28 protein-coding genes and 1 tRNA gene are annotated in these 26,614 nt (G+C 48.5%); 12 read left to right on the forward strand and 17 right to left on the reverse strand.

From position 1 onward, the window contains the following. Positions 1 to 14: 14 nt before the first annotated feature. Positions 15 to 1,799: an arginine--tRNA ligase gene (argS, locus tag VNQ80_RS20225; RefSeq protein WP_325642133.1), complete on the reverse strand. Its 1,785-nt coding sequence runs from the start codon at positions 1,797 to 1,799 to the stop codon at positions 15 to 17. 208 nt (positions 1,800 to 2,007) lie between these two features. Between argS and VNQ80_RS20230 the strand changes: the two genes are divergently transcribed. Further along, positions 2,008 to 3,399, forward strand: a complete 1,392-nt coding sequence (locus VNQ80_RS20230; RefSeq protein WP_325642135.1) for an arginine decarboxylase — start codon at positions 2,008 to 2,010, stop codon at positions 3,397 to 3,399. Positions 3,400 to 3,472: 73 nt separating this feature from the next. Continuing rightward, positions 3,473 to 3,563: transfer RNA gene (locus tag VNQ80_RS20235), tRNA-Ser, on the forward strand. Between the two features lie 397 nt (positions 3,564 to 3,960). On the opposite strand, the gene VNQ80_RS20240 is transcribed toward VNQ80_RS20235, so the two are convergent. The 4 genes from VNQ80_RS20240 to VNQ80_RS20255 all read right to left on the reverse strand — a co-directional run bounded on the left by VNQ80_RS20240 (position 3,961) and on the right by VNQ80_RS20255 (position 6,216). Further along, positions 3,961 to 4,254 carry a HigA family addiction module antitoxin gene (locus tag VNQ80_RS20240; RefSeq protein WP_325642137.1) on the reverse strand — a complete coding sequence of 98 codons (294 nt, stop codon included), beginning with the start codon at positions 4,252 to 4,254 and terminating at the stop codon, positions 3,961 to 3,963. Between the two features lie 17 nt (positions 4,255 to 4,271). Beyond that, complete coding sequence (locus tag VNQ80_RS20245) at positions 4,272 to 4,553, reverse strand: type II toxin-antitoxin system RelE/ParE family toxin (protein WP_325642139.1); 282 nt, start codon at positions 4,551 to 4,553, stop codon at positions 4,272 to 4,274. A gap of 96 nt (positions 4,554 to 4,649) precedes the next feature. Further along, the gene (locus VNQ80_RS20250; RefSeq protein WP_325642141.1) at positions 4,650 to 5,267 is read right to left on the reverse strand and encodes a GIN domain-containing protein; all 618 of its coding nucleotides are present in this window, start codon (positions 5,265 to 5,267) and stop codon (positions 4,650 to 4,652) included. Next, positions 5,260 to 6,216, reverse strand: coding sequence for a hypothetical protein (locus tag VNQ80_RS20255; protein WP_325642143.1), 957 nt, complete (start codon positions 6,214 to 6,216; stop codon positions 5,260 to 5,262). The genes VNQ80_RS20250 and VNQ80_RS20255 overlap by 8 nt, the downstream gene beginning before the upstream one ends. 169 nt (positions 6,217 to 6,385) lie before the next feature. On the opposite strand from VNQ80_RS20255, the gene VNQ80_RS20260 reads away from it, so the two are divergent. Next, positions 6,386 to 6,805, forward strand: a complete 420-nt coding sequence (locus VNQ80_RS20260) for a helix-turn-helix transcriptional regulator (RefSeq protein ID WP_325642146.1) — start codon at positions 6,386 to 6,388, stop codon at positions 6,803 to 6,805. A 128-nt stretch (positions 6,806 to 6,933) separates the two neighbouring features. On the opposite strand, the gene VNQ80_RS20265 is transcribed toward VNQ80_RS20260, so the two are convergent. Both VNQ80_RS20265 and VNQ80_RS20270 read right to left on the reverse strand, forming a co-directional pair. Further along, positions 6,934 to 7,116, reverse strand: a complete 183-nt coding sequence (locus VNQ80_RS20265; protein ID WP_325642148.1) for a type II toxin-antitoxin system VapC family toxin — start codon at positions 7,114 to 7,116, stop codon at positions 6,934 to 6,936. Positions 7,117 to 7,523: 407 nt separating this feature from the next. Beyond that, positions 7,524 to 8,045, reverse strand: a complete 522-nt coding sequence (locus VNQ80_RS20270) for a 5' nucleotidase, NT5C type (RefSeq protein ID WP_325642150.1) — start codon at positions 8,043 to 8,045, stop codon at positions 7,524 to 7,526. Positions 8,046 to 8,241: 196 nt separating this feature from the next. Between VNQ80_RS20270 and VNQ80_RS20275 the strand changes: the two genes are divergently transcribed. Both VNQ80_RS20275 and VNQ80_RS20280 read left to right on the forward strand, forming a co-directional pair. After that, on the forward strand, positions 8,242 to 9,870 hold the full coding sequence (locus VNQ80_RS20275) for a hypothetical protein (RefSeq protein WP_325642152.1): 1,629 nt from the start codon (positions 8,242 to 8,244) through the stop codon (positions 9,868 to 9,870). Positions 9,871 to 9,920: 50 nt separating this feature from the next. Continuing rightward, the gene (locus VNQ80_RS20280; protein WP_325642154.1) at positions 9,921 to 10,673 is read left to right on the forward strand and encodes a sulfite exporter TauE/SafE family protein; all 753 of its coding nucleotides are present in this window, start codon (positions 9,921 to 9,923) and stop codon (positions 10,671 to 10,673) included. Here VNQ80_RS20280 and VNQ80_RS20285 read toward each other — a convergent pair. From VNQ80_RS20285 to rocD, 3 genes are all read right to left on the reverse strand, one after another. After that, positions 10,635 to 11,267, reverse strand: a complete 633-nt coding sequence (locus tag VNQ80_RS20285; protein WP_325642156.1) for an alpha-ketoglutarate-dependent dioxygenase AlkB — start codon at positions 11,265 to 11,267, stop codon at positions 10,635 to 10,637. The two genes, VNQ80_RS20280 and VNQ80_RS20285, sit on opposite strands and share 39 nt — an antisense overlap. A 25-nt stretch (positions 11,268 to 11,292) precedes the next feature. Next, on the reverse strand, positions 11,293 to 12,675 hold the full coding sequence (locus VNQ80_RS20290; protein WP_325642158.1) for a Gfo/Idh/MocA family oxidoreductase: 1,383 nt from the start codon (positions 12,673 to 12,675) through the stop codon (positions 11,293 to 11,295). Between the two features lie 214 nt (positions 12,676 to 12,889). Continuing rightward, positions 12,890 to 14,128, reverse strand: coding sequence for an ornithine--oxo-acid transaminase (gene rocD / locus VNQ80_RS20295; protein WP_325642162.1), 1,239 nt, complete (start codon positions 14,126 to 14,128; stop codon positions 12,890 to 12,892). 107 nt (positions 14,129 to 14,235) lie between these two features. On the opposite strand from rocD, the gene VNQ80_RS20300 reads away from it, so the two are divergent. The 6 genes from VNQ80_RS20300 (at position 14,236) to VNQ80_RS20325 (ending at position 18,637) form a co-directional block, all read left to right on the forward strand. Then, a complete protein-coding gene (locus tag VNQ80_RS20300) occupies positions 14,236 to 14,607 on the forward strand; it encodes a DoxX family protein (protein ID WP_325642164.1) in 372 nt (123 codons plus the stop codon). A 124-nt stretch (positions 14,608 to 14,731) separates the two neighbouring features. Then, the gene (locus tag VNQ80_RS20305) at positions 14,732 to 15,331 is read left to right on the forward strand and encodes a TetR/AcrR family transcriptional regulator (RefSeq protein WP_325642166.1); all 600 of its coding nucleotides are present in this window, start codon (positions 14,732 to 14,734) and stop codon (positions 15,329 to 15,331) included. A 48-nt stretch (positions 15,332 to 15,379) separates the two neighbouring features. Next, positions 15,380 to 16,012, forward strand: coding sequence for an NAD(P)H-dependent oxidoreductase (locus VNQ80_RS20310; RefSeq protein ID WP_325642168.1), 633 nt, complete (start codon positions 15,380 to 15,382; stop codon positions 16,010 to 16,012). 73 nt (positions 16,013 to 16,085) lie between these two features. Beyond that, a complete protein-coding gene (locus VNQ80_RS20315; RefSeq protein ID WP_325642170.1) occupies positions 16,086 to 17,042 on the forward strand; it encodes an aldo/keto reductase in 957 nt (318 codons plus the stop codon). Between the two features lie 22 nt (positions 17,043 to 17,064). Continuing rightward, positions 17,065 to 17,775, forward strand: coding sequence for a DsbA family oxidoreductase (locus VNQ80_RS20320; protein WP_325642172.1), 711 nt, complete (start codon positions 17,065 to 17,067; stop codon positions 17,773 to 17,775). A gap of 103 nt (positions 17,776 to 17,878) precedes the next feature. Then, positions 17,879 to 18,637 (forward strand): superoxide dismutase, encoded by a 759-nt coding sequence (locus VNQ80_RS20325; RefSeq protein WP_325642174.1) that lies wholly within the window; start codon positions 17,879 to 17,881, stop codon positions 18,635 to 18,637. An 85-nt stretch (positions 18,638 to 18,722) separates the two neighbouring features. Here the strand turns inward: VNQ80_RS20325 and VNQ80_RS20330 are convergent, their stop codons facing one another. Both VNQ80_RS20330 and pyrE read right to left on the reverse strand, forming a co-directional pair. After that, complete coding sequence (locus tag VNQ80_RS20330; RefSeq protein ID WP_325642176.1) at positions 18,723 to 19,124, reverse strand: SRPBCC family protein; 402 nt, start codon at positions 19,122 to 19,124, stop codon at positions 18,723 to 18,725. 15 nt (positions 19,125 to 19,139) lie between these two features. Further along, a complete protein-coding gene (gene pyrE / locus VNQ80_RS20335; protein ID WP_325642178.1) occupies positions 19,140 to 19,793 on the reverse strand; it encodes an orotate phosphoribosyltransferase in 654 nt (217 codons plus the stop codon). A gap of 22 nt (positions 19,794 to 19,815) precedes the next feature. On the opposite strand from pyrE, the gene VNQ80_RS20340 reads away from it, so the two are divergent. Continuing rightward, entirely contained in the window at positions 19,816 to 20,421 is a 606-nt protein-coding gene (locus VNQ80_RS20340) for an NUDIX hydrolase (RefSeq protein ID WP_325642180.1), read from the forward strand. 40 nt (positions 20,422 to 20,461) lie between these two features. On the opposite strand, the gene coaD is transcribed toward VNQ80_RS20340, so the two are convergent. The 5 genes from coaD to VNQ80_RS20365 form a co-directional block, all read right to left on the reverse strand. Further along, positions 20,462 to 20,947: a pantetheine-phosphate adenylyltransferase gene (coaD, locus tag VNQ80_RS20345; protein ID WP_325642182.1), complete on the reverse strand. Its 486-nt coding sequence runs from the start codon at positions 20,945 to 20,947 to the stop codon at positions 20,462 to 20,464. A gap of 95 nt (positions 20,948 to 21,042) precedes the next feature. Next, positions 21,043 to 22,221: an RsmB/NOP family class I SAM-dependent RNA methyltransferase gene (locus VNQ80_RS20350; RefSeq protein WP_325642184.1), complete on the reverse strand. Its 1,179-nt coding sequence runs from the start codon at positions 22,219 to 22,221 to the stop codon at positions 21,043 to 21,045. A gap of 6 nt (positions 22,222 to 22,227) precedes the next feature. After that, on the reverse strand, positions 22,228 to 23,490 hold the full coding sequence (locus tag VNQ80_RS20355; RefSeq protein ID WP_325642186.1) for an ABC transporter substrate-binding protein: 1,263 nt from the start codon (positions 23,488 to 23,490) through the stop codon (positions 22,228 to 22,230). Continuing rightward, a complete protein-coding gene (guaA, locus tag VNQ80_RS20360; RefSeq protein WP_325642188.1) occupies positions 23,447 to 24,997 on the reverse strand; it encodes a glutamine-hydrolyzing GMP synthase in 1,551 nt (516 codons plus the stop codon). The genes VNQ80_RS20355 and guaA overlap by 44 nt, the downstream gene beginning before the upstream one ends. 29 nt (positions 24,998 to 25,026) lie before the next feature. Then, positions 25,027 to 26,463, reverse strand: coding sequence for an alanine/glycine:cation symporter family protein (locus VNQ80_RS20365; RefSeq protein WP_325642190.1), 1,437 nt, complete (start codon positions 26,461 to 26,463; stop codon positions 25,027 to 25,029). Positions 26,464 to 26,614: the final 151 nt, after the last annotated feature.

A 26,614-nucleotide genomic window follows, 5' to 3' on the forward strand; every position in this document is an offset into this window, starting at 1 on the left:
TATCAGCTACGTTCTTACATACGGTCCGGCACTTCGATGCCCAGCAGACGCATCGCATCGGCGATGATGCGAGCTGTTGCGGCCGAGAGGTGCAGCCTGAAATTCCGAACGATCTCATCCGTCGCCTTGAGGATCGTCTCCTCATGGTAGAATTTGTTATACTGTTTGGCTACCTCATAACCGTAGTTGGCTACCTGGGCCGGACTGAACTCCTTAGCGGCGGCCGCTATCGTGGCCGGGTAGTTACTAAGGAGCTGGATCAGATCGCGCTCGCTATCCGACAGGGTGTCTGGGGTGACCATGGCAAGTTGCGCGGTGTAATCGCCTTTGGTAAGTACCGATTGAATACGCGCATGGGTATACTGGATAAACGGGCCGGTATGTCCCTGAAAATCGATGGATTCGTTGGGATCGAAGAGTAACCGCTTTTTGGGTTCCACCTTAAGTAGGAAATACTTGAGTGCTCCCATGCCGATGAGGTCATACAGATGGGCCTTCTCGGATTCAGGCAATCCCTCGGTCTTGCCGAGCTCCTCCGTACGTTTTTTTGCCGTTGCCGTCATTTCGTCCATCAGGTCATCGGCATCCACCACGGTACCCTCGCGGGATTTCATCTTGCCCGAGGGCAGGTCGACCATGCCATATGATAGATGGAACAGGCCCTTCGCCCAGGGTTTACCCAGTTTTTTCAGTATGAGGAAAAGCACTTTGAAGTGGTAATCCTGCTCGTTTCCCACCACGTAGATGGATTCATCCATCCCGAAGTCGTCGTACTTCAGCTGCGCGGTCCCCATATCCTGCGTAATGTATACCGAGGTACCGTCGCCGCGTAATACAAGTTTCTCGTCTAAGCCATCTTCCGTCAGGTCGATCCACACGGAGTTGTCTTCTTTGCGGAAAAACACACCCTTTTCCAGTCCTTCACTAATAATGTCTTTGCCCAATAGGTAGGTATCGGACTCGTAATAATACCGATCGAAGTCTACACCAAGGCGGGCATAAGTCTGGTCGAAGCCGGCATACACCCATCCATTCATTGTCTTCCAAAGGCGTATTACCGATTCATTGCCCGATTCCCATTGCTGCAGCATCTGCTGCGCTTCGCGGATAATCGGTGCCTGCTTCTTTGCTTCCTCTTCCGTAAGGCCCTGAGCTTTGAGCTCATCGATCTCCTGCTTATATGCCTTATCAAAAAGTACGTAATATTTGCCCACGAGGTGGTCGCCCTTCAGTCCGCTGGTTTCCGGCGTTTCGCCGTTGCCCCACCGCTGCCACGCCAGCATGGACTTACAGATGTGGATACCGCGGTCGTTCACCAGATTGGCCTTGATCACGTCGTAGCCATAGGCGGTTAAGATCGATGCTACCGAATAACCCAACAGGTTGTTACGTATATGCCCCAAGTGCAGGGGCTTATTGGTATTTGGCGATGAGTATTCAACCATCACCTTTCTGCCGTTGGCAGGGAAAAGACCAAACTTTTCCTGCATAATGGCTGTTGTAAACAACGAGATCCAATACGCATCGGATAAGCTCAGGTTGAGGAATCCCTTAATGGTATTGAACGCGGTGAGTTGGGGCAATTGCTTCAGCAAATAGGTGCCGATGTCGTTTCCGGTAGCCTCCGGCGATTTCCCGGAGAACCGCGTGATGGGGAAAACCACGATGGTGAGTTGCCCCTCAAATTCCTTTCGGGTTTCCTGTATGGTTATCTGATGGTCGGGTAAGTCTGCCCCGTATAATTCTTTGACTGCCTGTTTGGTATGGTGGATGAGTTGTTGTTGTATCGTATTGCCCATGTAAGTGTTTAAGCATTAATTTCTTAGCGTCGGTATCATAAATTACGAATTTATGATGGATAGCTATTTTTATAGCGACGTATTCGTACCGAAAACATATCTTTGCCAAAACTAGACAAACCCCGTATTATTTGCAAACGGTTGTTTGTCTAATTCGCTTCTTCAGCGAAGGGGAATTTAGTAATTGACATAGAAGAAAACATAAAAAATGCAGAGCTATCAGGAATTTCTTGATCTTAGTGTGGGATTCCCGCAAGATGGGTTTGAAATCATCGATGACGAGTTGTACTTCCACGACCTCAACCTTATGGAGATGATTGAGACATATGGAACACCGCTACGGTTCACCTACCTGCCCATTATCAGCAAGAAGATTCAGCAGGCCAAGATCCTGTTTCAGACGGCTATCCTGAAGCACAACTACCGGGGTTCGTACAAATACTGTTATTGCACCAAAAGTTCACACTTCAGGCACGTGGTGGAAGAAGCGCTGAAAAACGATATCCACTTGGAGACCTCGTCGGCCTTCGACATGCCCATGATTGATGTGCTGGAAAAGAAGGGCGTGGTTAACAAAGACATTACGGTGATCTGCAACGGATTTAAGACGTATCAGTATAAGCAATATATCGTCGACATGTTGCACGACGGCTTCAAGAACATCATCCCGGTATTGGACAACAAAGAAGAGTTCAATATCTATGATGACGAAGTGGAGTTGGAAGAGCCCTGCAACCTGGGTATCCGGATTGCCGCTGAAGAGCAGCCGGACTCGCCATTTTACACCTCACGGCTCGGTATCCGATTGGAAGACATCCTTGATTTCTATAACAATAAGGTGCTTCCCAATCCGAACTTCAAGGTAAAGCTGCTGCACTTTTTTATCAATTCGGGTATCTCGGATACACCGTATTACTGGAATGAGTTGGAAAAGTACGTGACGTTGTATTGCAAGTTCAAGAAAATCAACCCTGATCTCGATACGCTGGATATCGGCGGCGGCATGCCCTTTAAGGACTCGCTGGTGCACGATTTCGACTATGAGTACATGGTCAACGAAATCGTCAACCGCATCAAGCAGATCTGCGCAGTGCATGAAGTGATGGAACCGGATATCATCACCGAATTCGGAAAATACACGGTGGCCGAAGCATCGGGTATCCTCTACAAGGTGATTGGCCGCAAGCAGCAGAACGACCGTGAGAAGTGGCTGATGCTCGACGGGTCTTTCATTACCAACCTGCCTGATGTGTGGGCGCTAAACCAAAAGTACATCTTGGTACCCATCAACAACTGGGATGCGGAATACGAGCGGGTGAACCTCGGTGGAATTACCTGCGACGGGCAGGACTATTACAGCCAGGAGGCCCACATAAACAGTGTGTTCATGCCCAAAACGCGCAAGCTGCAGTATTTAGGCTTCTTCCACACAGGTGCCTACCAGGAAGTCCTCAGCGGTTATGGTGGCATCCACCACTGTTTACTCCCCTCACCCAAACACGTGCTCATCCGGCGCAACCGCGATGAAACGTTCAACTTCGAGGTATTCGGCGAAGAGCAGAACAGCAAGCAAGTACTACGGCTCTTGGGATATCAATAATTCAGCGGGCATTCACCATCTTGACATTTACGTTTGAAATGCTAAAATAAACGCTTACTTTTGCGTCCCACTTGGAGAGGTGTCAGAGTGGTCGAATGAGCACGCCTGGAAAGTGTGTATACGTGTTGAGCGTATCGAGGGTTCGAATCCCTCCCTCTCCGCCAGCCCATAGCAAGCCCGACGAAAGTCGGGTTTTTTCTTTTAAGGAGTTTGCCAAGCTCGCTTGAGCAAACGGATTAAATGAAAAAAGGAATGAGCGCAGCGAATGGCTTGCTATGGGTTGAAGCCTCCCTTACAAGGGATGGCTGCGGCCTTTGCGTGCGGGGGTGTGCGGCGCAGCCAATCCCTTGAAATCAATTACAAACTTGTGAAGTCATCCCAAGCTCGCTTGAGCAAACGGATTAAATGAAAAAAGGAATGAGCGCAGCGAATGGCTTGCTATGGGTTGAAGTCCCCCCTATAAGGGATGGCTGCGGCCTTTGCGTGCGGGGGTGTGGGTGACACACCCAACTATTCTCGCTGTGGCTTTTGAGTGCGAGGCCAGCGCGACGCAGCTAATCCCTATGCAAACACCACTTGCTTAATATTTTCAAACTCCTCTTTCTTTTCATCCAAAGTAGTACGGATATCGTAATCATCCTGAATGCCGAGCCAGAATTTCACGGAGTTGCCAAAAAATCGGCTAAGCCGTATCGCTGTATCCGCAGTGATTCGACGGTGGCCCTTTATAATTTGGGAGACGCGCGTTTGAGGTATACCGGTATCCTTGGCCAAACGATATGGTGTGATGTTCATGGGAAGCAAAAACTCTTCGTTTAATATTTCACCGGGATGTATATTGGGTAATCTTTCCATCGTTTAATCCTTTCCGTTTAATGATAATCAATGATTTCCACATCAAAAGCGTTATTATCCATCCACTTGAAAACAATGCGCCATTGGTCGTTTATTCTTATGCTGTGATATGCCTTCATGTTACCCTTCAATTTCTCGAGCCGATTAGACGAAGGGATTGTCAAGTCCTTAATGTCCTGAGACTGATCAAGCATAATCAATTTCCTTAATCCAATCCGTTGTATCTCCAAAGGCAGTTTTGCAACGCGTTCACCTTGGTATATCTTTTCTGTCCGTTTGTTGCCAAATGATTTAATCATACTAACGCAACGAATTACTATCGTCAAAGATAAGTATCTTGTTCGAATTATAAAAGTTTATCGGTATTTCGATTTGGTCTCGCCTTCTAGTTTAGGTCAGGTAATTGTTTGTTTAAAAGCACAATGTTCATCAATCTGTAATATCTTCATTTTGGGATTACCTCTGGATTTCAGTTTACTTCGTCCGAACAGTCCGAGTTCCAATTCTTCGGTAAACCATACCGAAACCGAGGATTCATCGTGTACATGTACGTGACCTTCAGAAGCTTCCAGGCCTTCTCCGTCATACACACTCCGCTGATGTGCCAAGACGTACGAGATAATTGTTTCACCAGTGATTTTAGCATGTGCATTTTTAAGCACGGTGCAGTCAGTTAAAAAAGCGTCGACCGATATGTCCAGATGCCCTTCTCTTACGATTATGCCGATTTGTTGGAGATTCAGTGTGCCTGCTGACTTGACAAAACACCTATCCAGCATTTTCAACCCTGTCAGCGTTTTATAGGTAATCGTGATCTGTGGATAGCAATCATGTAAAAGCAGATAGCCGTAATGTTCCGGTTTGGAATACACGGCTAATTGGTTATCCCTCACGGATACATTTACCCAATTCGCCTTTTCTCCATTTTCGTCAATGGAGTAAGACGGATAGTCGCCATGCACAAGAATTATGGTGCAACGTGTTTGAACAACAACGGTATTAAAATTATCCATGGTTGTTACCTCCCTTCGAATAATTCAACAAATAATTCAGTTTTGACTCGAAACAAGGTTTAGCGGCGGCCATAAACTCTTCCGTAATTCCCAACGTACTATCAAATGACCCGAGCATTGAATCAAACCGCAATTGCTCTCGATTTACAAGCAGCAAAGACAATTCTTCGATTTCTGCTAGATCATAATCGAAACAGAACAGTTGAGGAAGATACTGAGCAGCCTTCTTTTTAAGTTCGAATAATTTCAAACCAACTTTAAACGAATACCCGAATGCGCAGATAATCGCGTTGTAAACCTGTTCTACCACACGAACCACCAGTGAATATGCTTGATAATAATGCTTATCGCCCAATAGCATTTTACTTGCTTGCAATGCTGCAACACCCTCATTGTAATACCTATTGAAATCATGCATCGCACTATCGTACGCGAGTTTAATATGTTCATCTGTACAGGTTCTTAATCGATAGGGGCTATTCGAGAATACCAGAAACTCCTCCCGGAAACATAATACACTGTCATCACTGCAATCTTGTAAGTTCTCTTCAAAATCTGTATTCGATTGCAGTGTAATTATGAGGCTTCGATGCTTGAACGATGCCAGCTTGACAAAACCCGCCAGCGAACTTACCTCCTCAATTCTTTCTTCCCGAAACACCAATCTTATCTCATGACAAGGCTCCAAATTAAGTTCATCGATAGCAGGAAATGTGTATAAGAACATTCTTTCTGGCTCTGCTACGGTGAACAATAAGTCCAACAAAGGTTTGAGATGAGCGGCCTCTGCTGTAATCTGTAGAAGCCCTCCAATTTTACGCATCCAGCTTTCAAATTCACCGGATTGATGCCCCGGATGGAGATAAATGTGGTTAGTCGTTTGATGGTCAGTCTTAACGGGGCCATTGTTGAAATTTCTAATAGTTCCGTTGACATTGTTGTTACTCATGATTGATTGTTTTGATTGAAGTCAAATTTCCCCGACAGACTTCGCATATTCAAACCCCTATCCGGCATAAATTATCCCACAAACGGCATATTTTATTCGTAAAATATTCCGTATTTTCGGCGGTGGTAGCCATTTAGTCCGCTACTTTTGTTGCATCATTTTTATCATTATGGAAAGAACACAACAAGTACACGAAGGGCGAAACATTAAGCGGTTCAGGGAAATGCTCGGCATGAAGCAGGAAACCCTTGCCTATGAATTGGGCGAAGATTGGACGCAGAAGAAAATTTCCCAACTTGAAACGAAAGAAAAAATTGAACGGGATATTTTGGAGCAGGTGGCAAAAATCTTGAAGGTTACCCCCGAAGCCATTCAACAATTCGATGCAGACAACGCATTAAACATCATTTCCAATACGTTTACCAGCCACGACTCATCCACGCTAAACGCCATTAACCATAACTGTACATTCAACCCGTTCGATAAACTTGTGGAAGTTTACGAAGAAAACAAAAAGCTGTACGAACGACTGATTCAGGTAGAAAAGGAGAAAGTTGTTTATTTGGAGCAATTGCTAAAAGATAAATAGAATACGATTGTAATTTATTCGACGGGACAATCGATCCACTAGAAATTCGTCGGATTGATAGCCTAGATGTGCCCTTTTGGAACTTTTTTAATTTTTGGAACACGCTTAGAGGCGGCTTTATAAAAATTTCACCAAATCACATTAATCGGATATTCGGTGAAATACTGATCTTTTGAGATGACTTGCAATTTGTTGGTAATGGCTTGAGCGATGATCAGGCGATCGAATGGGTCTTTGTGGAAAAAAGTAAGCGCTGTGAGCTGTAACACATCTTCAAACCCAATAGGGAGAATCTGAAAGCCGTTTTTCACGATTTCATCAGCAATCTTGGAGAAAGGGTGCTTGATATCCTATTTGCCCAAACTGATTTTTATAGTATAAGATGTTCGACTGTAATCCCTAACACCCACTTAGGGAGACGTCTAAATTTTGGCGTCTCTTTTTTTTGACATATTACTACCTGAATAACAATAAATTATATTACAAGAATACTAAATAAACAGGTGTTCGATTTTTTTAGTAATTTTCCATTTACAAAGAAATTTCAGCGTTAGAATTCCCGATACCTGCTATTTATGTGTTCGAAGTTTCTCTAACCACTCTATCTTGTAATTCATCCTAAAGTATTCCATAAACGCCACGTAAGAGATGAGAACCAGCGGGTTTAGGACTAAGTCTGGAACTGGAAATAATACCCGACAAATCAATATCAATAATACTATCGTAGTAATAGATTTTCTATCTCTTTCCAATTATAAACTCGTCTATGCTTATGATTCTCTTCTTTTATATTGTGTGGTTGTGTGAAAAGAATTGTCTCACCTTGAAAAGTATCTAAATTTTTGAAATGGTCATCTATCATGATATCCCCCGAGACAATTTCCTTTGTTCCACACAAAACAACTTGCTTCCACGATATAAAAGGAAAATATTCTTTCAACCAATTCATCTTTTCAATTAGGCTGTTAGGAAATTCTGTCGCAGATGATACGATGAAAACATCATAATTTTCGTTGAGTTTTTTTACAATTTCTATACTATCTTCAATAGGATTGGCTGAATAAAAGAAGTTTTCAGAATTGACATATTTGTCAAAATTGGTAAATGCATCTTTTTCTAATTTTCCCGATAGTTCTTCCAAAGATTGCCTTAATCCTATATCATCAAATTCGCATTTTAAAAACTGTCCATATACATCTGAAAGCACCCCATCCATATCAATTAAAAGTCTTTTTCTCATCTATTAAGTTAAGTTATTGTTTTTAATTTACTACTTCCGAACGTATCCTTTCTAAAGTATCCTTATCTTCTAACGTGCGCCATTCTTCACTCGAGAAAGTGGCCATTCCTATCGGTCAAATAGTTCAGCCACAAAGCTAAATAAAATTGAAACAAAAATTATTTCACTATCTTGGCCTCTCTTTCAAACACCGATTATGAGATACGTTTTGCTGATAGGCTGCTTAATAGGCTTGGTTGTTGTTAGTCAAGCCCAAGACGATGTGGTAATTACGTCACATGGTGAAAAAATACAGGTACGTGTTCAGGACGACGGCCGCTTAAGTATCAACGTACCGTCCGAAAGTATTCGTGATTTTAAGGCTGCCGGTTTAGTGCGGTATAGTGATTTCGGTGCAAAAGGCGACGGGAAAACGGACGACATCAACGCCATAGCAGCCACCCATGCATTTGCCAATGTCTATGGGCTACCTGTAAAAGCGGATGATAAGGCCAGCTACTATATCGGTGGAAAACAACGTACGGCTATCATAAAAACCGATACCGATTTCGGAAAGGCATCCTTTATCATCGACGATACCGACGTCGAGCGCCGGGGTGCGGCGGTTTTCATGGTAAGCTCGGGCATGCGCACCTTTACGCCGGAAGGGATAACTTCGCTTAGGAAAAGCCAAGCAAAACTTGATCTTACACTTCCAGGGCCATGTCTCGTCACCGTTACCAACGCAAACGTAAAACGGTACATCCGTTTTGGTCCGAACCAAAACAACGGCTCACCGCAGACTGATATCTTTGTGGTGGATGAAAACGGCAACGTGGACATGGACGCTCCTATTATTTGGGATTTTGACCAGATTACCGACATTACTGCGCTCCCCATCGACGAAACACCGCTGGAAATCACTGGCGGTACCTTTACCACCATCGCGAATAATGCCGAATCAAAATACACGTATTACAGCCGGAATATAGCTATACGTCGATCTAATGTAACCGTCGATGGGCTCGTTCATTACGTTACCGGTGAGGGAGACCGCGGTGCTCCGTACAGTGGATTCATCGATGTGGGAAACTGTGCCTACGTCACCGTGAAAAACACGGTGCTTACCGGCCGGAAAACGTACACCACCATAGGTTCGGCAGGAGGGCCGGTATCTATGGGAACCTATGACATATCGGTCAATCGTGCCGTTAACGTTTCGTTTATCAACTGCACTCAAACCAATGACATCAACGATCCTACCTATTGGGGCATCATGGGTTCCAATTTCGGCAAGAACCTGTTGTATGACGGGTGTACCCTATCCCGGTTCGATGCGCACCAAGGTGTGGCCAACGCCACTGTCCGTAATTCTACGCTCGGCCATATGGGAATCAACGCCATTGGCACCGGAACGTTCACCATAACGAACAGCACCATCCTCGGCAGGAGCTTGATCAACCTGCGGCCCGACTACGGCAGCACATGGCAAGGTGAGCTCATTATCCAAGACTGCGTTTTTAAGCCTACTGTCAGAAAGCTCTCCAGCGTGTCGCTTATCAGTGGAAGACATACCGGTCTACATGATTTCGGCTATATTTGCTATATGCCCGAGCGTATTACCATCGAAAATCTGAAGATCGATGACTCCAATATTCCCGGGGATTATGAAGGTCCAGCGCTGTTTGCCGATTTCAACCCCAAAATGCAAGACGAGTCGTATCAAGAGCAGTTTCCTTACGTAAAAACGAAAGAGGTGATCCTCAAAAACGTTTCAACCACCTCCGGAAAATCGCTAAGAATCAGTGATAATATGTTTATGTTTAAAGAGGTGAAGGTATTGTAAATCCGTACCCAACCGGAAATCAAAAGCGGATAAAAGAATTACTCAATTTCTTGGCGATCGACTTCATTACAATATATAGCGTATTTATTCTTTTCCTGGCCACATTGGTCCGGTCTACCTTCGGATTTGGTGAGTCCTTGGTTGCGGTGCCTCTGTTGGCGCTATACCTGCCCATTGAAATTGCCGTACCTGTTTCCGTATTGGCGTCTATTGTTGTCGCGGGTGTTATCGTGGCGCAAGACTGGCAAAAAATCCATGTCAGGAGCGCGGGCTGGCTCGTCTTTTTCGCCGCATTGGGCATACCCTTCGGCTTGTGGTTGTTGACAAGTACCGATGAACGCTGGGTGAAGGCATCGTTAGCGGCTATCCTCATCATATTTTCCGTGTATTCGCTGGTTGGACGGTCTATCACCCTCCGGTTTGACAATAAGCTGTGGCTGTTCCTTTGCGGATTGCTATCTGGTGTTCTCGGTGGCGCATATGGGCTGAACGGCCCTCCGTTGGTGGTCTATGGCGCTATGCGCAAATGGTCCGCACAACACTTCCGGGCAACCTTGCAAGGCTATTTTCTACCGGCGAGCCTGATGGGCATCGTTGGCTACTGGTTGAATGGGCTGTGGGTAATGCAGGTCACCACGCTCTTCCTTTGGAGTCTCCCAGCCATATTATTAGCCATTTTTTTGGGGCGGGTAATTAATAGCCGAATGAACGGCACCACCTTTTTCCGCTATGTGTATATCGGCCTAATCGGTATCGGAGTGGTCTTACTTCTGCAATCCCTTCGTCCCATTTTCCACCATTGACCTAAACGTCAGGTTTACCCGAGGTGCCGTTATCTTTTTGGTCGGCGGCAACCGATGCAGCCAGTGCGTCTGCGTGGCGTCTTTCATCACCAGCAGGCTGCCGTGTTCCAAAACGAGTTCGACCTTTGCCTTGCTTTGCTTGTGTTTAAAGGCAAACTTCCGCTCGGCGCCGAAACTTAAGGAGCCGATGGCGCCGTCCTTTTTAAGATCGGTTTCGCCATCGCTGTGCCAGGCCATTCCTTCGTCTCCGCTATGATACAGATTGAGCAGGCAGGAGTTAAAACGTTCCCCCGTTTCACGCTGGATCAGCGCCCTTAATTCCAACAATTCTACAGTCCAGTTCAGCGCTCGTTTCGTGATGTTTGAATAGGTATATTCATAGGGTGCATCGCCATACCACGCTACTTTCCGTTTGGTAATGATCTTTTTTCCAAAAATGACCGCTTCGTCGTTCCGCCATTCGATGGTTTCCAACAAGCGGTTTAGGTAGTGGTCCGCCCGTTCCCTAGACAACAACCTCCCGTAATAGTTAACGGTTCCGTCATAGGGGAGCCAATTGCTATGTTTGTCGATGGTTTGATTAAATAAATCCATTTTCCATTTATGGTATGCGTCATCGCTACGATTGTATCTGGTTGGGCCACACGCCTGGGTGCTGCCACGGTGCGCGGTAAGGCCTTTTCAACAATGCTGTCGCTTCGGCGTCATCGATACATATTTTACGTTGCGGATCATAAGCAAGGGGGCGATCCAACTGCATGGACACGTTGGCCAGGATGCAACTGGCTGAGGATATGTGCCCTTCTTGTACGTCCGCCACAGGCAGGTGATCATTTTCAATAGCCGATAGCAGGTCTAGCATATGTCGCCGTGTTGCCGGTGCTGTATGTAATTCAATCCGCGGCTCGTCCACATCTTCCGGGAATTCCGCCCGCTCATAGACCACGTCTTTCGTTATCCTATCGCCTTTTCCCAACGGGATAAACTCGTACTTCATCACACTGCCTTTCAGCGTACCTTTATCGCCATAGATGACAAACGCCCACGGGTACTCCGGGTCGGTCGGTATTCCCCATGTGCGGTGTTGCCATACGCAGTTCAGTTCGTCGTATTCGAAAACGGCGGTTTGTGTGTCGGCAATGTTCGACTTCCCTCCTTTCTGCACGTAAATGCCCCCGGTTGCAACCACCCGCTTTGGCCAGCCGAGCTGCAGCAACCAGCGCACAGTATCAAACATATGCACGCACATATCGCCGGTGATTCCATTTCCGTATTCCATGAAGGTACGCCACCAGCTACCGTGCGGCAGTCCGTCATATGGACGTAAGGGGGCCGGACCGGTCCACATATCGTAATCGAGGAAATCTGGAACCGGCTCTACGGGTGGATTGCCATTCCGGCGCATGTGGTAGTAGCAGCACATCTCCACATGCGACACCTTGCCGAGCAACCCGGCATCGATGATCCGTTCTTTGGCATCGATGAGGTGGGGCGTGCTCCGCCGCTGGGTGCCGATCTGCACCTTCCTGTTGTATTTCCGCGCGGCGTTGACGAGGGCTTCCCCTTCGAGCACATCCACGCTGACGGGCTTTTGTAAATAAAGGTGCGCACCAGCCGCCATGGCGTCAATGGCCTGCCGTGCATGCCAATGATCCGGTGTACCGATCAAAATGAGATCGAATGTGTGATCGGCCAGCATCTTCCGGTAGTCTGTATACAATGCGGGGATTTTCCCCGACGACTGCCGCCCACTGACCAATTCCCCTACCTCTTGGAGGTGGTTACTGTCCACATCGCATAGGGCAACAACGTCTACATCGCGTACCTGAAGGAGCCGGAGGAGATCGCTTTTGCCGTACCAACCTGCACCTATTAATCCAACACGTTTCACCCGGGATCGGTTGCGAGTCGCCAATCCCAGTCCAGGCACGGTAGACAACGTTAATGCGGCACCGGCACTTTGTATGAATGTTCTGCGGTTCAACTGAAGGTTTGCCATCATCTTTTTCGGTTTATTGTGGAACAACGGAACGAAGATAATCCTTTTTCATAAAAAAACCCCGGCCCATTTATCGAAAAATGGGGCGGGGATTAATCATCTTCCCGGGAAAAGATGTCGCCCCCAAGGGATTGGGGACTATCAACCTAAACCTAGTGCCAATATCGGTATTATATTAACATCATCCAAGGACTTTGTGGAAAAAATACGCGACGTGTTATTTCAATGTCTCAAGACTTGCTTCAATAATCCCGATACATTCATCCAACTGTTCCCTACTAACAACCAACGGCGGTGCGAAGCGTATTTTGTCGCCGTGGGTGGGCTTGGCCAACAAACCGTGGTCTTTGAGTACCAAGCAAAGCTCCCAGGCCGCCTCGGGGTTCTCATGATCGATCACAATTGCGTTGAGCAAGCCCTTACCCCGTACTTCCTTGATGTGCGGATGGTTCAATGCACGTAATCCATCGCGGAAATATTCGCCCAGCTCGGCCGACCGCTCGGCCAACTTTTCTTCTTTTATCACCTCCAGTGACGCGATGGCCACTTTGCAAGCCAGCGGGTTGCCACCATAGGTAGACCCATGTTCACCGGGCCTGATACACAACATAACGTCGTCATCGGCCAGCACTGCCGATATGGGCAATGTGCCTCCGCTGAGGGCTTTGCCCAAAATCAGGATATCCGGGCGCACTCCTTCATGATCGCATGCCAGCATTTTGCCGGTCCGAGCCAGTCCGGTTTGTATCTCGTCGCCAATAAATAACACATTGGCCTGCTGACACAATGCATAAGCCTTAGCTAAATATCCTTCGTCCGGCACATACACGCCGGCCTCGCCCTGTATAGGCTCCACGAGGAAACCCGCTATATTGGGGTCCTCCAAGGCAGTTTTCAACGCCGTCAAATCGTTGTAAGGGATCACTTCGTACCCCGGCATGAAGGGTCCGAAGCCGTCGCGCGACGATGGATCGGTGCTAAACGACACCACATTGAGCGTACGGCCGTGAAAATTACCTGTCACCGTTACGATCTTCGCACGGTTGGCAGCGATGCCTTTCTTGTCGTAACCCCAACGGCGCGCAAGCTTGAGTGCGGTTTCTACGGCCTCTACACCACTATTCATGGGCAATACCTTATCGTAGCCAAAATAGCCGGTGATATATTGGGCATATTCACCAAGCTGATCGCTATGGAACGCCCGCGAGGTAAGCGTAAGCTTTTGTGCTTGTTCTACCAATGCACCCACAATCCTGGGGTGGCAATGTCCTTGGTTTACGGCCGAGTAGCCGGATAGGAAGTCGTAATAACGCTTGCCGTCTACATCCCAGAGATATACACCCTGCCCCCGCTCCAGTACAACGGGCAGGGGGTGGTAGTTGTGGGCACTGTATTGTAATTCTTGATCAATAAACTGTTGTGCTTTGGACGATGAAGTTGCTTCTACTAGTGACATGTGCCAAAGTTAACATACTTTAGTCGAATTGTTGCATGCGTCAACCGGCAAATATGCTTATGTTTGTTACTCCTATTTTTTATACACATGTTTTAAGCATAGGTACCATGAACGCGCCCAACATTACCGCCTTCTTCATACGTCTACCCATCGCGATGTCGTTTCTTTGCCATGGACTCGTACGGCTTCCCAAACTGGAGGTCTTTGCCGAGGGTATGGTTGAACAGTTCGCGAACACACTGCTACCCGATCCCTTTGTCCTTGTGTTTGCCTATCTGCTGGTCTTCGCCGAGCTGATTACCGGCATTTGGCTGCTCAGCGGGAAATGGTTCGGCCAAGCCCTCATGACCGGACTTGCAACGATGGCTGCATTGATTTTCGGCAGCGGACTCATTGAAAATTGGGGTGCCGTGTCGGTACAGCTTGTGCACAGCATCTACCTAGCCGGGTTGCTCCTTGTGCTGCAACGGGAGCGCTAATTCCGACTACTAGCCGGATCGTGCGAACGTCATCCGATTGTCGTTTTTCACCGCACGGCATGGTTGTTTCATTTACATACGTTATTTTTGCTGACAGTGTTAGTTTTTAATCACACTGTTAGTAATGGGAATATCAGAACGTAAGCAACGCCAACTGGAAGAAGTGCGGACTACCATCCTCGAACAATCGTGGCAGATTGTAGAAGAAGAGGGCTGGGAAGCGCTTTCTATCCGTAAGATTGCAGATGCCATAGAGTATAGTACGCCGGTGGTTTACAAGCATTTCGAGAGTAAAGATGCCATATTAGAGGCGTTCTCGCGCGAGGGCTATGCTCGGCTAGCTGGCGATCTGGCAACCGCCAAGGCATCGCGCACGTCTCCCGCCGAACAACTGGCAGCGATTTCGGAAGCGTATTGGCAATTTGCACAAACGCACCCTAAATATTATCAGATCATGTATGGCTTAGGCATCCCTACCTGTCAAATGGTACGCGACATACCCGAGATTAGGCAAGTAAGTGAATTACTCCATACCACCATCGACGCGGCCATCAAATCGGGGAAGAATACAGCCGTAGACGGCCATCTGAAAGCGACCACGTTCTGGTCAATCTTGCATGGCCTCGTGGCCATGACAATGATTGCAGCGCCGGGTGGACCGGATATGGCACGCCGCACCTTGGACGACGCCGTGCAAGGATTCATTAAGGCACTGCTCAATTAACGCCACTATTTTATTTATTCATTCATCATTTTAAACAAGTTCGTATATATGCAACTCTTGGAAGCATTAAACTGGCGCTATGCCACGAAAAAGATGAACGGTGAGCCCGTTCCGCAAGAAAAAGTGGACCAGATACTGGATGCCGCGCAGCTAGCCCCCACATCGTCGGGACTACAGCCCTTTAAAATCATCGTAGTTACCAACCCCGAATTGAAAGCGAAAATACAGCCCATCGCATTCAATCAAAGCCAGATTATCGACGGGTCTCACCTTCTGGTATTTGCCGCTTGGGACAACTACACAGCTAAACGAATCGATGACGTATTTGCCCATACTGCGGCAGAGCGGGGCGTGCCGGCGTCTACATTCGAAGATTACAGCAACCGACTAAAGCACCTTTACCTGGATCGCCCGGCGGAGCAGAATTTCGAACATGCCGCACGCCAAGCCTACATCGCATTCGGACTTGCCATCGCCGCGGCAGCGGAGCTTGAGGTAGATGCTACGCCGATGGAGGGATTTGACAATGCGGCGCTTGATGACCTCTTGGGGCTACCCCAACAGGGATTGAAAAGTATAACGCTTCTACCATTGGGCTACCGCGATACGGAAAACGATTGGCTTGTTAACCAGAAAAAGGTACGTATGCCCAAATCGGTGTTCTTATCGCAGATCGCTTAAACGTTGCGCGCAGCGCGCGAACGAACAGCGGTCGAGCAAACAAATGAATGCTCATAACTGTACTATAAAAAACATGATGGCAACACAACGAACATTAGGAAAATCCGATTTACAGGTTTCACCGATCGCCTTTGGCGGTAACGTCTTCGGTTGGACACTGGACCAACAGCAGTCTTTCCGAATCCTGGACGCTTTCGTGGCTGCGGGATTCAACTTCATCGATACAGCCGATACCTACTCGATGTGGGCTCCCGGCAACCAAGGTGGTGAGTCAGAATCCATCATTGGCCAATGGCTTAAACAGCGTGGAAAGCGCGACGATATCATCATCGCCACCAAATTAGGTGGTGACCTTGGTGATGGAAAAAAGGGGTTGAGCGCCGACTATATCCCTAAAGCCGTCGACGCCTCCTTGAAACGGTTGGGCACCGATTACATCGACCTATACCAGAGCCATTACGACGATCCAGAAACGCCGGTAGCGGAAACAATGGAAGCGTTCAATGCGGTTATCCAAAGCGGGAAAGTCCGCTACCTCGGGGCTTCCAACCTTTCGGCCGACCGTATTGTACAATCCAACCGGTTTGCGGCAGAACACGGGTTGCAGGGTTACATTAGCCTCCAGCCCCTTTATAACCTGTACGACCGGCAAAAATTTGAAACCGAATACCTGCCTACCGTCGAAGCAGAAGGCTTGGCCGTCATCACCTATTATGCATTGGCCAGCGGGTTCCTCAGCGGAAAGTACCGCGGCGAGGCCGACTTCGGCAAAAGTCCACGTGGTGGAGGTATGAAAAAATACCTCAACGAACGGGGCTTCCGCATCCTGGAGGCCCTCGACCGCGTTTCGGCCGAGACGGGTGCACCAGCTGCACAGCTTGCACTCGCATGGCAACTGCATAAGCCAGCAATCACTGCCCCGATTGCCAGCGCAACAACTGAAGAGCAACTTCAGGACCTTGTTGCCGCTGCGAGCCTCGAGTTGACCCGTGGACAGCTGGCATTATTGGATAATGCCAGTGCATACTGATATGTGCTTAAAAAATAAACAGATGAAGATAGAAATTTGGTCTGACATTATGTGTCCGTTTTGCTACATCGGCAAAAAGCACCTGGAAACAGCGCTGAAGCAATTTGGCGATGCCGACGCGATCGATGTGGTATGGAAAAGCTATCAATTGGATCCTTATATCCCGCGCAATCCCGAATACAAGAACACCTATGCATACTTGGCAGCGAGCAAAGGAATGAGCTACGACGAGGCCAAGCGGATGACCGCCGGAGTAACCCAAGCCGCCGCGAACGCAGGTTTAACGCTGGATTTCGAGCAGGCCGTGGTAGCTAATTCATTTGATGCGCATCGGTTGGTGCACCTCGCACAAACCCAAGGGCTCGCCAATGCAGTGAAGGAGGGCCTTTTCCGCGCCCATTTCACCGAGGGTAAAGACGTCAACAGCCGCGAGGTACTGATAGCGGTCGGTACCGCCGCAGGCGTGGCAGAAGCCGAGATTGCCGCCGTACTGGACAGCGAGCGGTATAGCGATGAGGTAGCACACGACATCCGTGAAGCGCGTGACATCGGTGTGCGGGGTGTCCCTTTCTTTGTATTCAACCGCAAATATGCGGTTTCAGGGGCCCAACCACCGGATGTGTTTTTGCAAACGTTGGAGAAATCATTTGCCGAATGGCGTGCTGAAAACCCAAAGGTTACACTCACCGTAACCAAAGGGCCGACATGCGGGCCGGACGGCCGCTGTGAGTAACTTTTCAGGCGACGGGCGAGAAAAAGCCGCAAATCCGTAGGATTTAAAAACATTTTTTTACCTTTGGTTGTATATAAGCTGTAAATCAAAATCTTAATCTGCTATGGCAAGTACCAACAGAAGAAAATTTTTAAAGACTACCGTAGGCTTTTCGGCAGCAGCAGTTGCAACCACTGCTCTGGGGGTCAACCCGCTGAATGCATTGGTGGGATGTACATCTCCCAATTCGTCCGGCAATTCATCGGAATCGGATGGCGTACTCGAGTTTTCACAAGACCCGCTGGGTTACGACTATAATGCATTGGAGCCTTACATCGATGCGCGGACCATGGAAATCCATTACACCAAGCACCACACCGGTTATATCAGCAAGGTGAACGAGGCACTCCAGGCGGAAGGCGTAAATTATTCATCGGCAGAAGAGCTTTTTGCCAACATTTCGAAGCTTTCCGACGGTATACGCAATAACGGTGGCGGAGCATGGAACCATACATTTTTCTGGAAATCCATGCGGGCACCGGTAGAAGGCAATTCGCCTACGGGCGAACTATTGGAAGCGATTAATGGCGCATTCGGCTCGTTCGATAAATTCAAGGAAGAGTTCGCATCGGCTGGTGCTACTCGCTTTGGATCGGGCTGGGCCTGGCTGGTGAGCGACAACGGGGCTCTTAAAATCGGCTCCACCCCTAACCAGGATAATCCCTTGATGGATGATGCCGAGTTGAAGGGCAAACCCCTATTGGGCATCGATGTATGGGAACACGCGTATTACCTCCACTATCAGAATAAACGTGGCGATTACATTAATAACTGGTGGAATGTCGTCAACTGGGATTTTGTGGCAGAGCAATTAAACGGATAACGTTTCCGCGATAACGGTAAAAGGTACGATGTGCTAAATCAGCCATCGTACCTTTTCTTTTGCGGATACACAGATGCATCCGGAGCTATCCTTCTAATGTCTTCTTCAGCGCTTCTAACTGATTGTCGACCAATTTCTGCAGCGGCTTGAGTGCCAGCATCTTCATCATCATATTGAGGTCGGCCTCGATAATTAACTCAGCCGTAGTAGCGGCGTCTCCTCTCGTGGTTACACGCCACCGAAGCGTAAGGTCAAATGGAGCTTTTTCGGCGGGCACAAATACCACCTCGCTATTTTCTTCCCGGCGGTCTACTTTAAGTGCCAATTTCGCCATGTTCTGGATGGTGAAACGTGCCTCATCACGTGTTGACGACCAGTCATGTATGCTCTCCGGCATCAATTGCTCATGGTTATTGCAATCAGCCAAAAACGCATATACAGCTGCAATAGGCTTGTCAATCGATACCTGATTCTTTATAACCGTCATCGGCTCGTATTATCGTTATTTACCGCCTTTTGGCGACCAGTTCGCCGGGTCTACACGCCATGCTTCCAATAACTCGATATCGCTGCTTAAGATGTAATTGTGCTTGGCCGCGACCTCAAGTAACACATCGTAATTGCACAAGCTGATGGATCTGCATTTCGCTTCTGCAAAGTTTGCCTCCGCTTCTGCGAAACCGTAGGTGAATATCGAAACCAGCCCCACCACATTGCAATCCGCATCGCGCAATGCCTTAACCGCATTCAGGCTACTCTTGCCCGTAGAGATCAGGTCTTCGATTACCACGGCACGCTGACCGCTGACGACCTCACCCTCGATCTGGTTTTGCCGCCCATGGTCTTTGGAACTACCCCGCACATAGGTAAACGGCAGCCCCAGGTCCTGCGCCACCAATACCCCTTGCGGAATACCTGCTGTAGCCACCCCGGAAATCATCTCAACGGCACCAAACTCCTCCTGTATCAATTCGGAAAGTTTCTGGCGAATGTACGTGCGGATGGGCGGATGAGATAAAGCTACACGGTTGTCGCAATAAATGGGCGACTTCCAACCCGAGGCCCATGTAAACGGATTTTTGGGTTGTAATTTAATTGCTTTAATTTGCAACAATGATTCGGCAACTTTTTGTGCAACCTCATTCATATCATTCATGGCGCAAATCTATAAAATTTATATGAACCAATCTGTCCTTGTTTTGGCAGATTACCCCCCCAAAAACCAGTCCGATATTCAATCAATTGACCATCAATATCTTGACATTGAAAAACTTTTCAAAGAGACGAAGGCAAATCATACAGCAATCACGTATTTCGTCCAATTAGAAAATCCAGGCGACTATTTTAGCCTAATTAAGAAAAAACTCAAGGTAATCAAAGCGGCAGGAGGGTTCGTGAAGAACGGCTATGGTGACTACCTTTTTATCTACCGGCTTGGCAAGTGGGACTTACCCAAGGGAAAGGTAGACGCTGGAGAATCGATGAAAAAAGCGGCGGTGCGCGAAGTGGAGGAAGAGTGCGGCATACAGGTCGATTACCTTGGGCAAAAACTCGTCACCTCTTACCATACGTACCAACTAAAAGGTGAAGTAGTGCTCAAAAAAACCAACTGGTATGAGATGGGTGTAAATAAAGCACCTAAGCTCAAACCGCAGCACGAAGAAGATATCACGGAAGCCATATGGCTACCGAAAGACAAATTCAGTAAAGTCCTGAAAAACACCTATCCGTTAATTGCGGAGGTGTTGGGTGCGGTAGTCGGTGGTTTGACAATTGATAGTTGACAATCGATAATTGATAGACTTCTGACTTAAGATTTTCGATTTAAGACTTACGACTTACCGCTTCAACCACCGCCTCCGGCACCAATTGGCTTACGTTTCCGTTGTTTGTGATAATTTCACGAACGATGGTGGACGATATGTGCGACAGGCCACTGCTACTCACTAAAAAAACGGATTCGACATCGGGAGCTAGCGCTGCGTTGTTCAGGGCGATGGCCTTTTCAAACTCGAAGTCGTTCGCGTTGCGCATACCACGCAGGATAAAGCGGGCACCTACTTCGCGACAGAAATCGACTGTCAACCCGTTAAACTGCACAGCTTCTATAACACCGTGATGGGAAGAAAATACCGACTTTATAATTGCTAACCGTTCGTCGGTGGTAAAGAATCCCTTCTTGGTGCTGTTGGTTCCTATCGCCACATAAATCTTATCAAATAGTGCCGTGGCACGCTCCACGATATCAATGTGTGCATTGGTAATCGGGTCGAAAGATCCGGGGAATACGGCTATTTTCATCGGGTTCATCTGTCTATTTTTTATCGGCACACTCGGTTTATTCCCTTATCGGCAATGAACCTTGCATACACCCAAAAGTAGCACATTGTGGGATGAATGACAAATCAACGATTAATCAGCCGCGCTACAAACATACTGTCGGCTTTATGCCGATAGCCATGTAGCAGCGCGGTTTGTTGCAAGTGCAGTCCATGCGTGTCTTGCAGGTAGCTCATCACCCTTTCGTTTTCTTCGGCATAAACCGAGCAGGTGATGTAAATAAGCGGCTTCCCCGGCTTCAGGTGCCTGATGACCCGCGTTGCCAGCTGTCGTTGCAATTCGGCAAAGCGGCCGATTGCCTGGCTATCGAATGCCGAAAGCATTTCCGGTGTACGGCCCCACGTGCCGGAGCCTGTGCAAGGGGCATCGAGGATAATGCCGTCAAACTGTTCATCGCCAAGCACCGTTGCCGTATCGTTGCGGAGGTCGATTATCTTCTGCCGGTAGGATTTGATTCCTGCTGCGTCAAAACGCTCATCGAGATTACGCAAGATACTACGCCGCGTATCAGACACCAATAGATTTACTCCGGCCGATTGATCGAGCAGCAAGAGCGATTTGCCCCCCGCTCCGGCGCAGGCATCCCACCAGTGCTCCCCGGCGGTGGCCTGGAAATATGCACCTGTCTGTTGCGATGAGTAATCCTGCACCTCGTATTTACCGGTTAGACCTGCGATGCGGTCTAGGGCCGTACCATTGGGTAGCGCCACAGCGTATTGATCCACTATCCGATAATTGATTTGTGTCGCTTCCAATGCTGCCATGACTTCGTCGCGATAAGACGGCCGCAACCGGATGTAGAGGTCAGGCTGCACAAAAAGACTTTTTAGGAATGCATGGCGGTCGATACCTGCCGACAAGAATTGTTGGAATGGGAATACATCTTGCAGACGGAAAGTTGTATTTGCCTCCAACAACGAAATTTTTTCCGAAAGATCGGCTTGGATATGGGCGTAAACCTGGGGGAGGATAACGGAAGCCACCGCACTATCGTTGCTACACAGAAAATCGGCCATTGCCAACCGGACAGGCACCTCTTCACGTTGCGCCGCTGCCCCTAAACGGAAATAGTGGTATACCAACCGGGAAGCCATCCGCCGGTCTTTACTCCCCATTTGCCGATTACGCTTGTAAAACCCGGTAAGGAAACGAGTCAAAGGTACACCACCTTCTTCCACATATTCCTGGAGTAAGCGTTCAACCGTATGGATCTGTTGCCTTACCCGTTTTTCAGTGACTATCAAAGGGATTTAATTTATCGGCCTGAAACCGCTGCTGCCATATTGTAAAATAGCGATGGCGTGGTTCACGTAGCCCCAAGCGGCGTTGTACTCCCACTTAAACGTGTTATGTAGCCCTTTATAACCGGTATCTTCCAGGTGCAGCCGGTAATCGGGGCCATACTTTACGAGCAAGCTACCGAAATAATAAGCGGCATCGTAGCCCTTATATGCAAATTCGGTAGGAGCTATGCCAAACTCACTTTGGTATTGCTGGTCGAACCGGCGCACATCGGTGGCACTTTTATCGATATAATATGAGGTGGTGATCCGGGTATCAAACGCGGCCAACCCATCTTCCGCATCGAAGCCAAGCTTCGACCAACTTGGGTGGCCGAACAACTGGATATTGTACGAAAGTTCTTCCTGCAGCCTACGCAATTGCGCTAAAATGGGCGATATCTCATACTTATTGGTCGTTGCCAACACGACCAGGTTCTTACCTGCAAGGTGTACCCTACTTTCCAAGCTTTCTTCATCTTCCACTTCCACCACCTGGATGTTACCATTCTTCAGTTTACGGATTTCTGTTTGGAGCGGCCCTAGCAGTTGTTTGCTTGCCTCATCGGGTGTTTTGTAGAAGATCACCACATCGCCCTGTTTGTACTGGTTGGCAATATGGGTTGCCAATGCGTGTACGTGTACCGGAAGCGGGGCCGTCATGGTGACCAGGTTGGAGAAGTTAAACTCCGATGGCATACTCGCGGCCAATGGCGAAATCTGCAAGGTTTGGTCGAGCTGCGCATTAAAGCCAAACACCTGTATTTCCTTCGGATATACCGGCCCCACCACCAACGCTGCATCCTGCACATCGTCTAGCTTGGCGATACGTGCATTCTCACCGGGGTCGTCACGGGTATCCAATACGTTCAGTTTGAAATTGGCGCCTTCGGCAGAAAGCGCATCCAGGCCCACCTTAAACCCTTGGTAGAAATCCAGTGCCAAGGCCGATCGTTTGATATCCGCTGCACTGGGCGCGTGTTGATTGGCTTTATTGAGCTCAAAAGGCAAAAGCAGCGCAATCCGGTTGAAATCGACCGTTTCCTCTTCTTCCGGTATTGCAACATCTTCTTTCTCCGTGGTGGTTTCTTTCTTTTCAGTGGGCGCTTTGTCTCCGGGGGCCCGCAGCACCCGCACCTTAGGCGTACACGCCACCAACAACACCAACACCGATAAGCCTAGCAGGCGTTTACTCCCATTCAATAGTAGCCGGAGGTTTCGAACTAATATCATATACAACCCTATTTATCCCCTTTACGTGATTGATTATCTCGTTTGATATCTTCGCCAATAACTCATAGGGCAGGTGTACCCAATCTGCTGTCATCCCGTCGAGCGAGCCAACGGCACGGAGCGCCACAACATGCTCATAAGTACGTTCGTCGCCCATCACCCCTACCGACTGCACCGGCAGGAAAATCGTTCCCGCCTGCCACACTTGATCATACCAGCCGGATTCCCGCAGGTTGCGAATGTAGATATCATCAGCTTCCTGCAAAATCCGTACCTTTTCGGCCGTGATTTCTCCTAATATCCGGATAGCGAGGCCAGGACCCGGAAACGGGTGCCTGCCGAGGATGCTCGGCGCCACCCCCAGTGTTTTACCCACCCGGCGCACTTCATCCTTGAAAAGGGTATTTAGGGGTTCCACCACTTTCAGCTTCATGAAATCAGGCAGGCCACCCACGTTATGGTGTGATTTGATGGTGGCAGAGGGGCCATTCACCGAAATTGACTCGATGACGTCCGGGTAGATAGTCCCTTGTCCAAGCCACTTCACTTCAACGCCTGCCGGTAACTCCGCCTGTACAGCGTGCGCGGCATCATCAAATTCGTCGATGAATGCTGCACCAATGATTTTGCGTTTCTGCTCGGGTTCGCTCACGCCAGCCAGCTTCCGGTAAAACCGCTCTTTGGCATTTACTCCTTTGATATTAAGGCCCATATGCCGGTATGATTCCAGCACTTGTTCAAACTCATTCTTTCGCAACAACCCATGGTCTACGAATATGCAATGCAGGTTTTGGCCTATGGCCTGATGCAGCAATACCGCAGCTACCGTAGAATCGACCCCCCCGGATAACGCCATGATTACATGGTCGTTGCCCAATTTTTCTTTCAATGCGGCCACCGTTGTCTCTGCGAATGCATCGGCTGTCCAAGAGGGCGTGCAACCGCAAATATCGATGACAAAGTTCTTCAATAACGTTGTCCCGTCGGTACTGTGGGTTACCTCGGGGTGGAACTGTATACCATACGTTTGCGTACCCTTGACGTGATACGCCGCTACATTCACCTTATCGGTGCTGGCAATGATGTCCACGCCTTCAGGAATCGAAGAGATGGTGTCACCGTGCGACATCCACACTTGGGAGCCCGTCGGGATATCGGCCAGCAACGGGTTGCCACTATCTACGAAATGGAGGTTGGCCCGGCCGTATTCACGGATCGTGGACGCTACCACCGCTCCACCCGAATGCTGCGCGATGTACTGTGCTCCATAACAGACGCCTAATAAGGGGAATCGGTTTTGAATCGATTGAAAATCGACCTGTGGTGCATCATCCTGTCGTACAGAGTAAGGGCTCCCCGAAAAAATAACACCCTTCACCGACGCATCAAACTCCGGAATATGGGTATAGGGATGAATTTCACAATATACATTTAACTCCCGCACCCGCCGAGCAATCAACTGGGTATATTGGGAGCCGAAATCAAGGATAATGATTTTTTCTGGCATGGGCCAAAGGTACGTATAAGATACGAAATTCACCCATCTTTTCGCTTCGACCACTCTTCGGCATGCTTGATATCCCACTCATCCGCATTGAACACTGGGTCTTTTCCTTCTGCCTTTTGCTTGCGGTAGTCTTTGAGTGCTTTCAAGGCAGGCTTCCGCAGCAATATAATGGCTATCAGGTTGAGCCAAGCCATCAGTCCCACGCCGATATCGCCCATGGTCCACGCCAATTCAGCAGTCTTAACCGTGCCGTAATAGGTAGCGAATAGGATGAGGAGACGAAGCGCCCACACAGCCCATCGTTGCTTGCCGCGTTTATCCAAGTAACTGAGATTGGTTTCGGCCATATAATAATAGGCCATGATGGTGGTAAAGACAAAAAAGAACAATGCTAGGGCCACAAATCCGGCGCCGATGCTGGGGAAATGATGGGCGACAGCATGCTGGGTGTATTCTGAGCCGATCTGAACGCCCGGTATGTTCTCAACGAAGTAGCCACCCGCAGGATTCTGCACGTTATATGCCCCCGTGAATAAGATCATCAGTGCGGTTGCGGTACACACGAACAGCGTATCCACATACACCGAAAACGCCTGCACCAGCCCCTGCTTTGCGGGGTGGCTCACCTCGGCCGCCGCCGCCGCGTGCGGCGCGGTACCTTGCCCGGCTTCGTTCGAATAGATACCCCTCTTTACACCCCATGAAATGGCTGCCCCCAGCATCCCGCCAAAGGCGGGCTCGAAATCGAAGGCCGACCGGAATATCAGCCCAAACACGGCAGGAATGTCGTTAAAATTCAGCGCAATGATAATGAGTGCCATTAGGATATAAGCACCGGCCATAAATGGCACCACCACTTCCGCTACTTTTGCAATGCGCTTCACGCCGCCGATGATAATGAGACCAAGCAAAATAACGAGACCAATACCAGTATACTCCACCGGTACATCGAATGCGTTCTGCACGCCAAGCGCAATGCTGTTGCTTTGCACACCGGGCAGAAAAAGTGCCGTACTCAGTATCGTCGCAACGGCAAAAACCACGGCGTACCACTTCACACCTAGCCCTTTTTCGATATAGAATGCTGGGCCACCACGGTACTGCCCGTCTTTCACTTCTTTATAAATCTGGCCCAATGTGGCTTCCACGTAAGCAGATGCCGCCCCCAGGAATGCGATGAGCCACATCCAGAATACAGCACCTGGTCCGCCCATGGCGATGGCCGTGGCCACACCGGCGATATTCCCTGTGCCGATCCTACCCGATAGCGCCATGGCAAACGCTTGGAAGGAAGAAACGCCTTTGGTAGACGAACCGCCACCAAACAGGAGTTTCACCATATCTTTCAGGTATCTGACCTGTAAAAATCCGGTTGCAAACGAGAAATAGACGCCGACACCTATACATAATACAACCAGTGCGTTGCTCCACACAACGTCGTTAACGGCTTTAATAAACTGTTCCATAAGGCTTTGCAGTCGAACCGACTGTTTTTATCACTGTGTAAACGGTTAGCAAATCATTCAAGGCCTGCAAAATAGGGAATCTGCGGACATTATACTAGTTTTTTTTACCACAAGGCAAGAAACACCAAATGCCCATTAAAATGGGCATTTG

Origin of the sequence: Parapedobacter sp. (assembly GCF_035556095.1) — a bacterium.
GTDB lineage: Bacteria > Bacteroidota > Bacteroidia > Sphingobacteriales > Sphingobacteriaceae > Parapedobacter.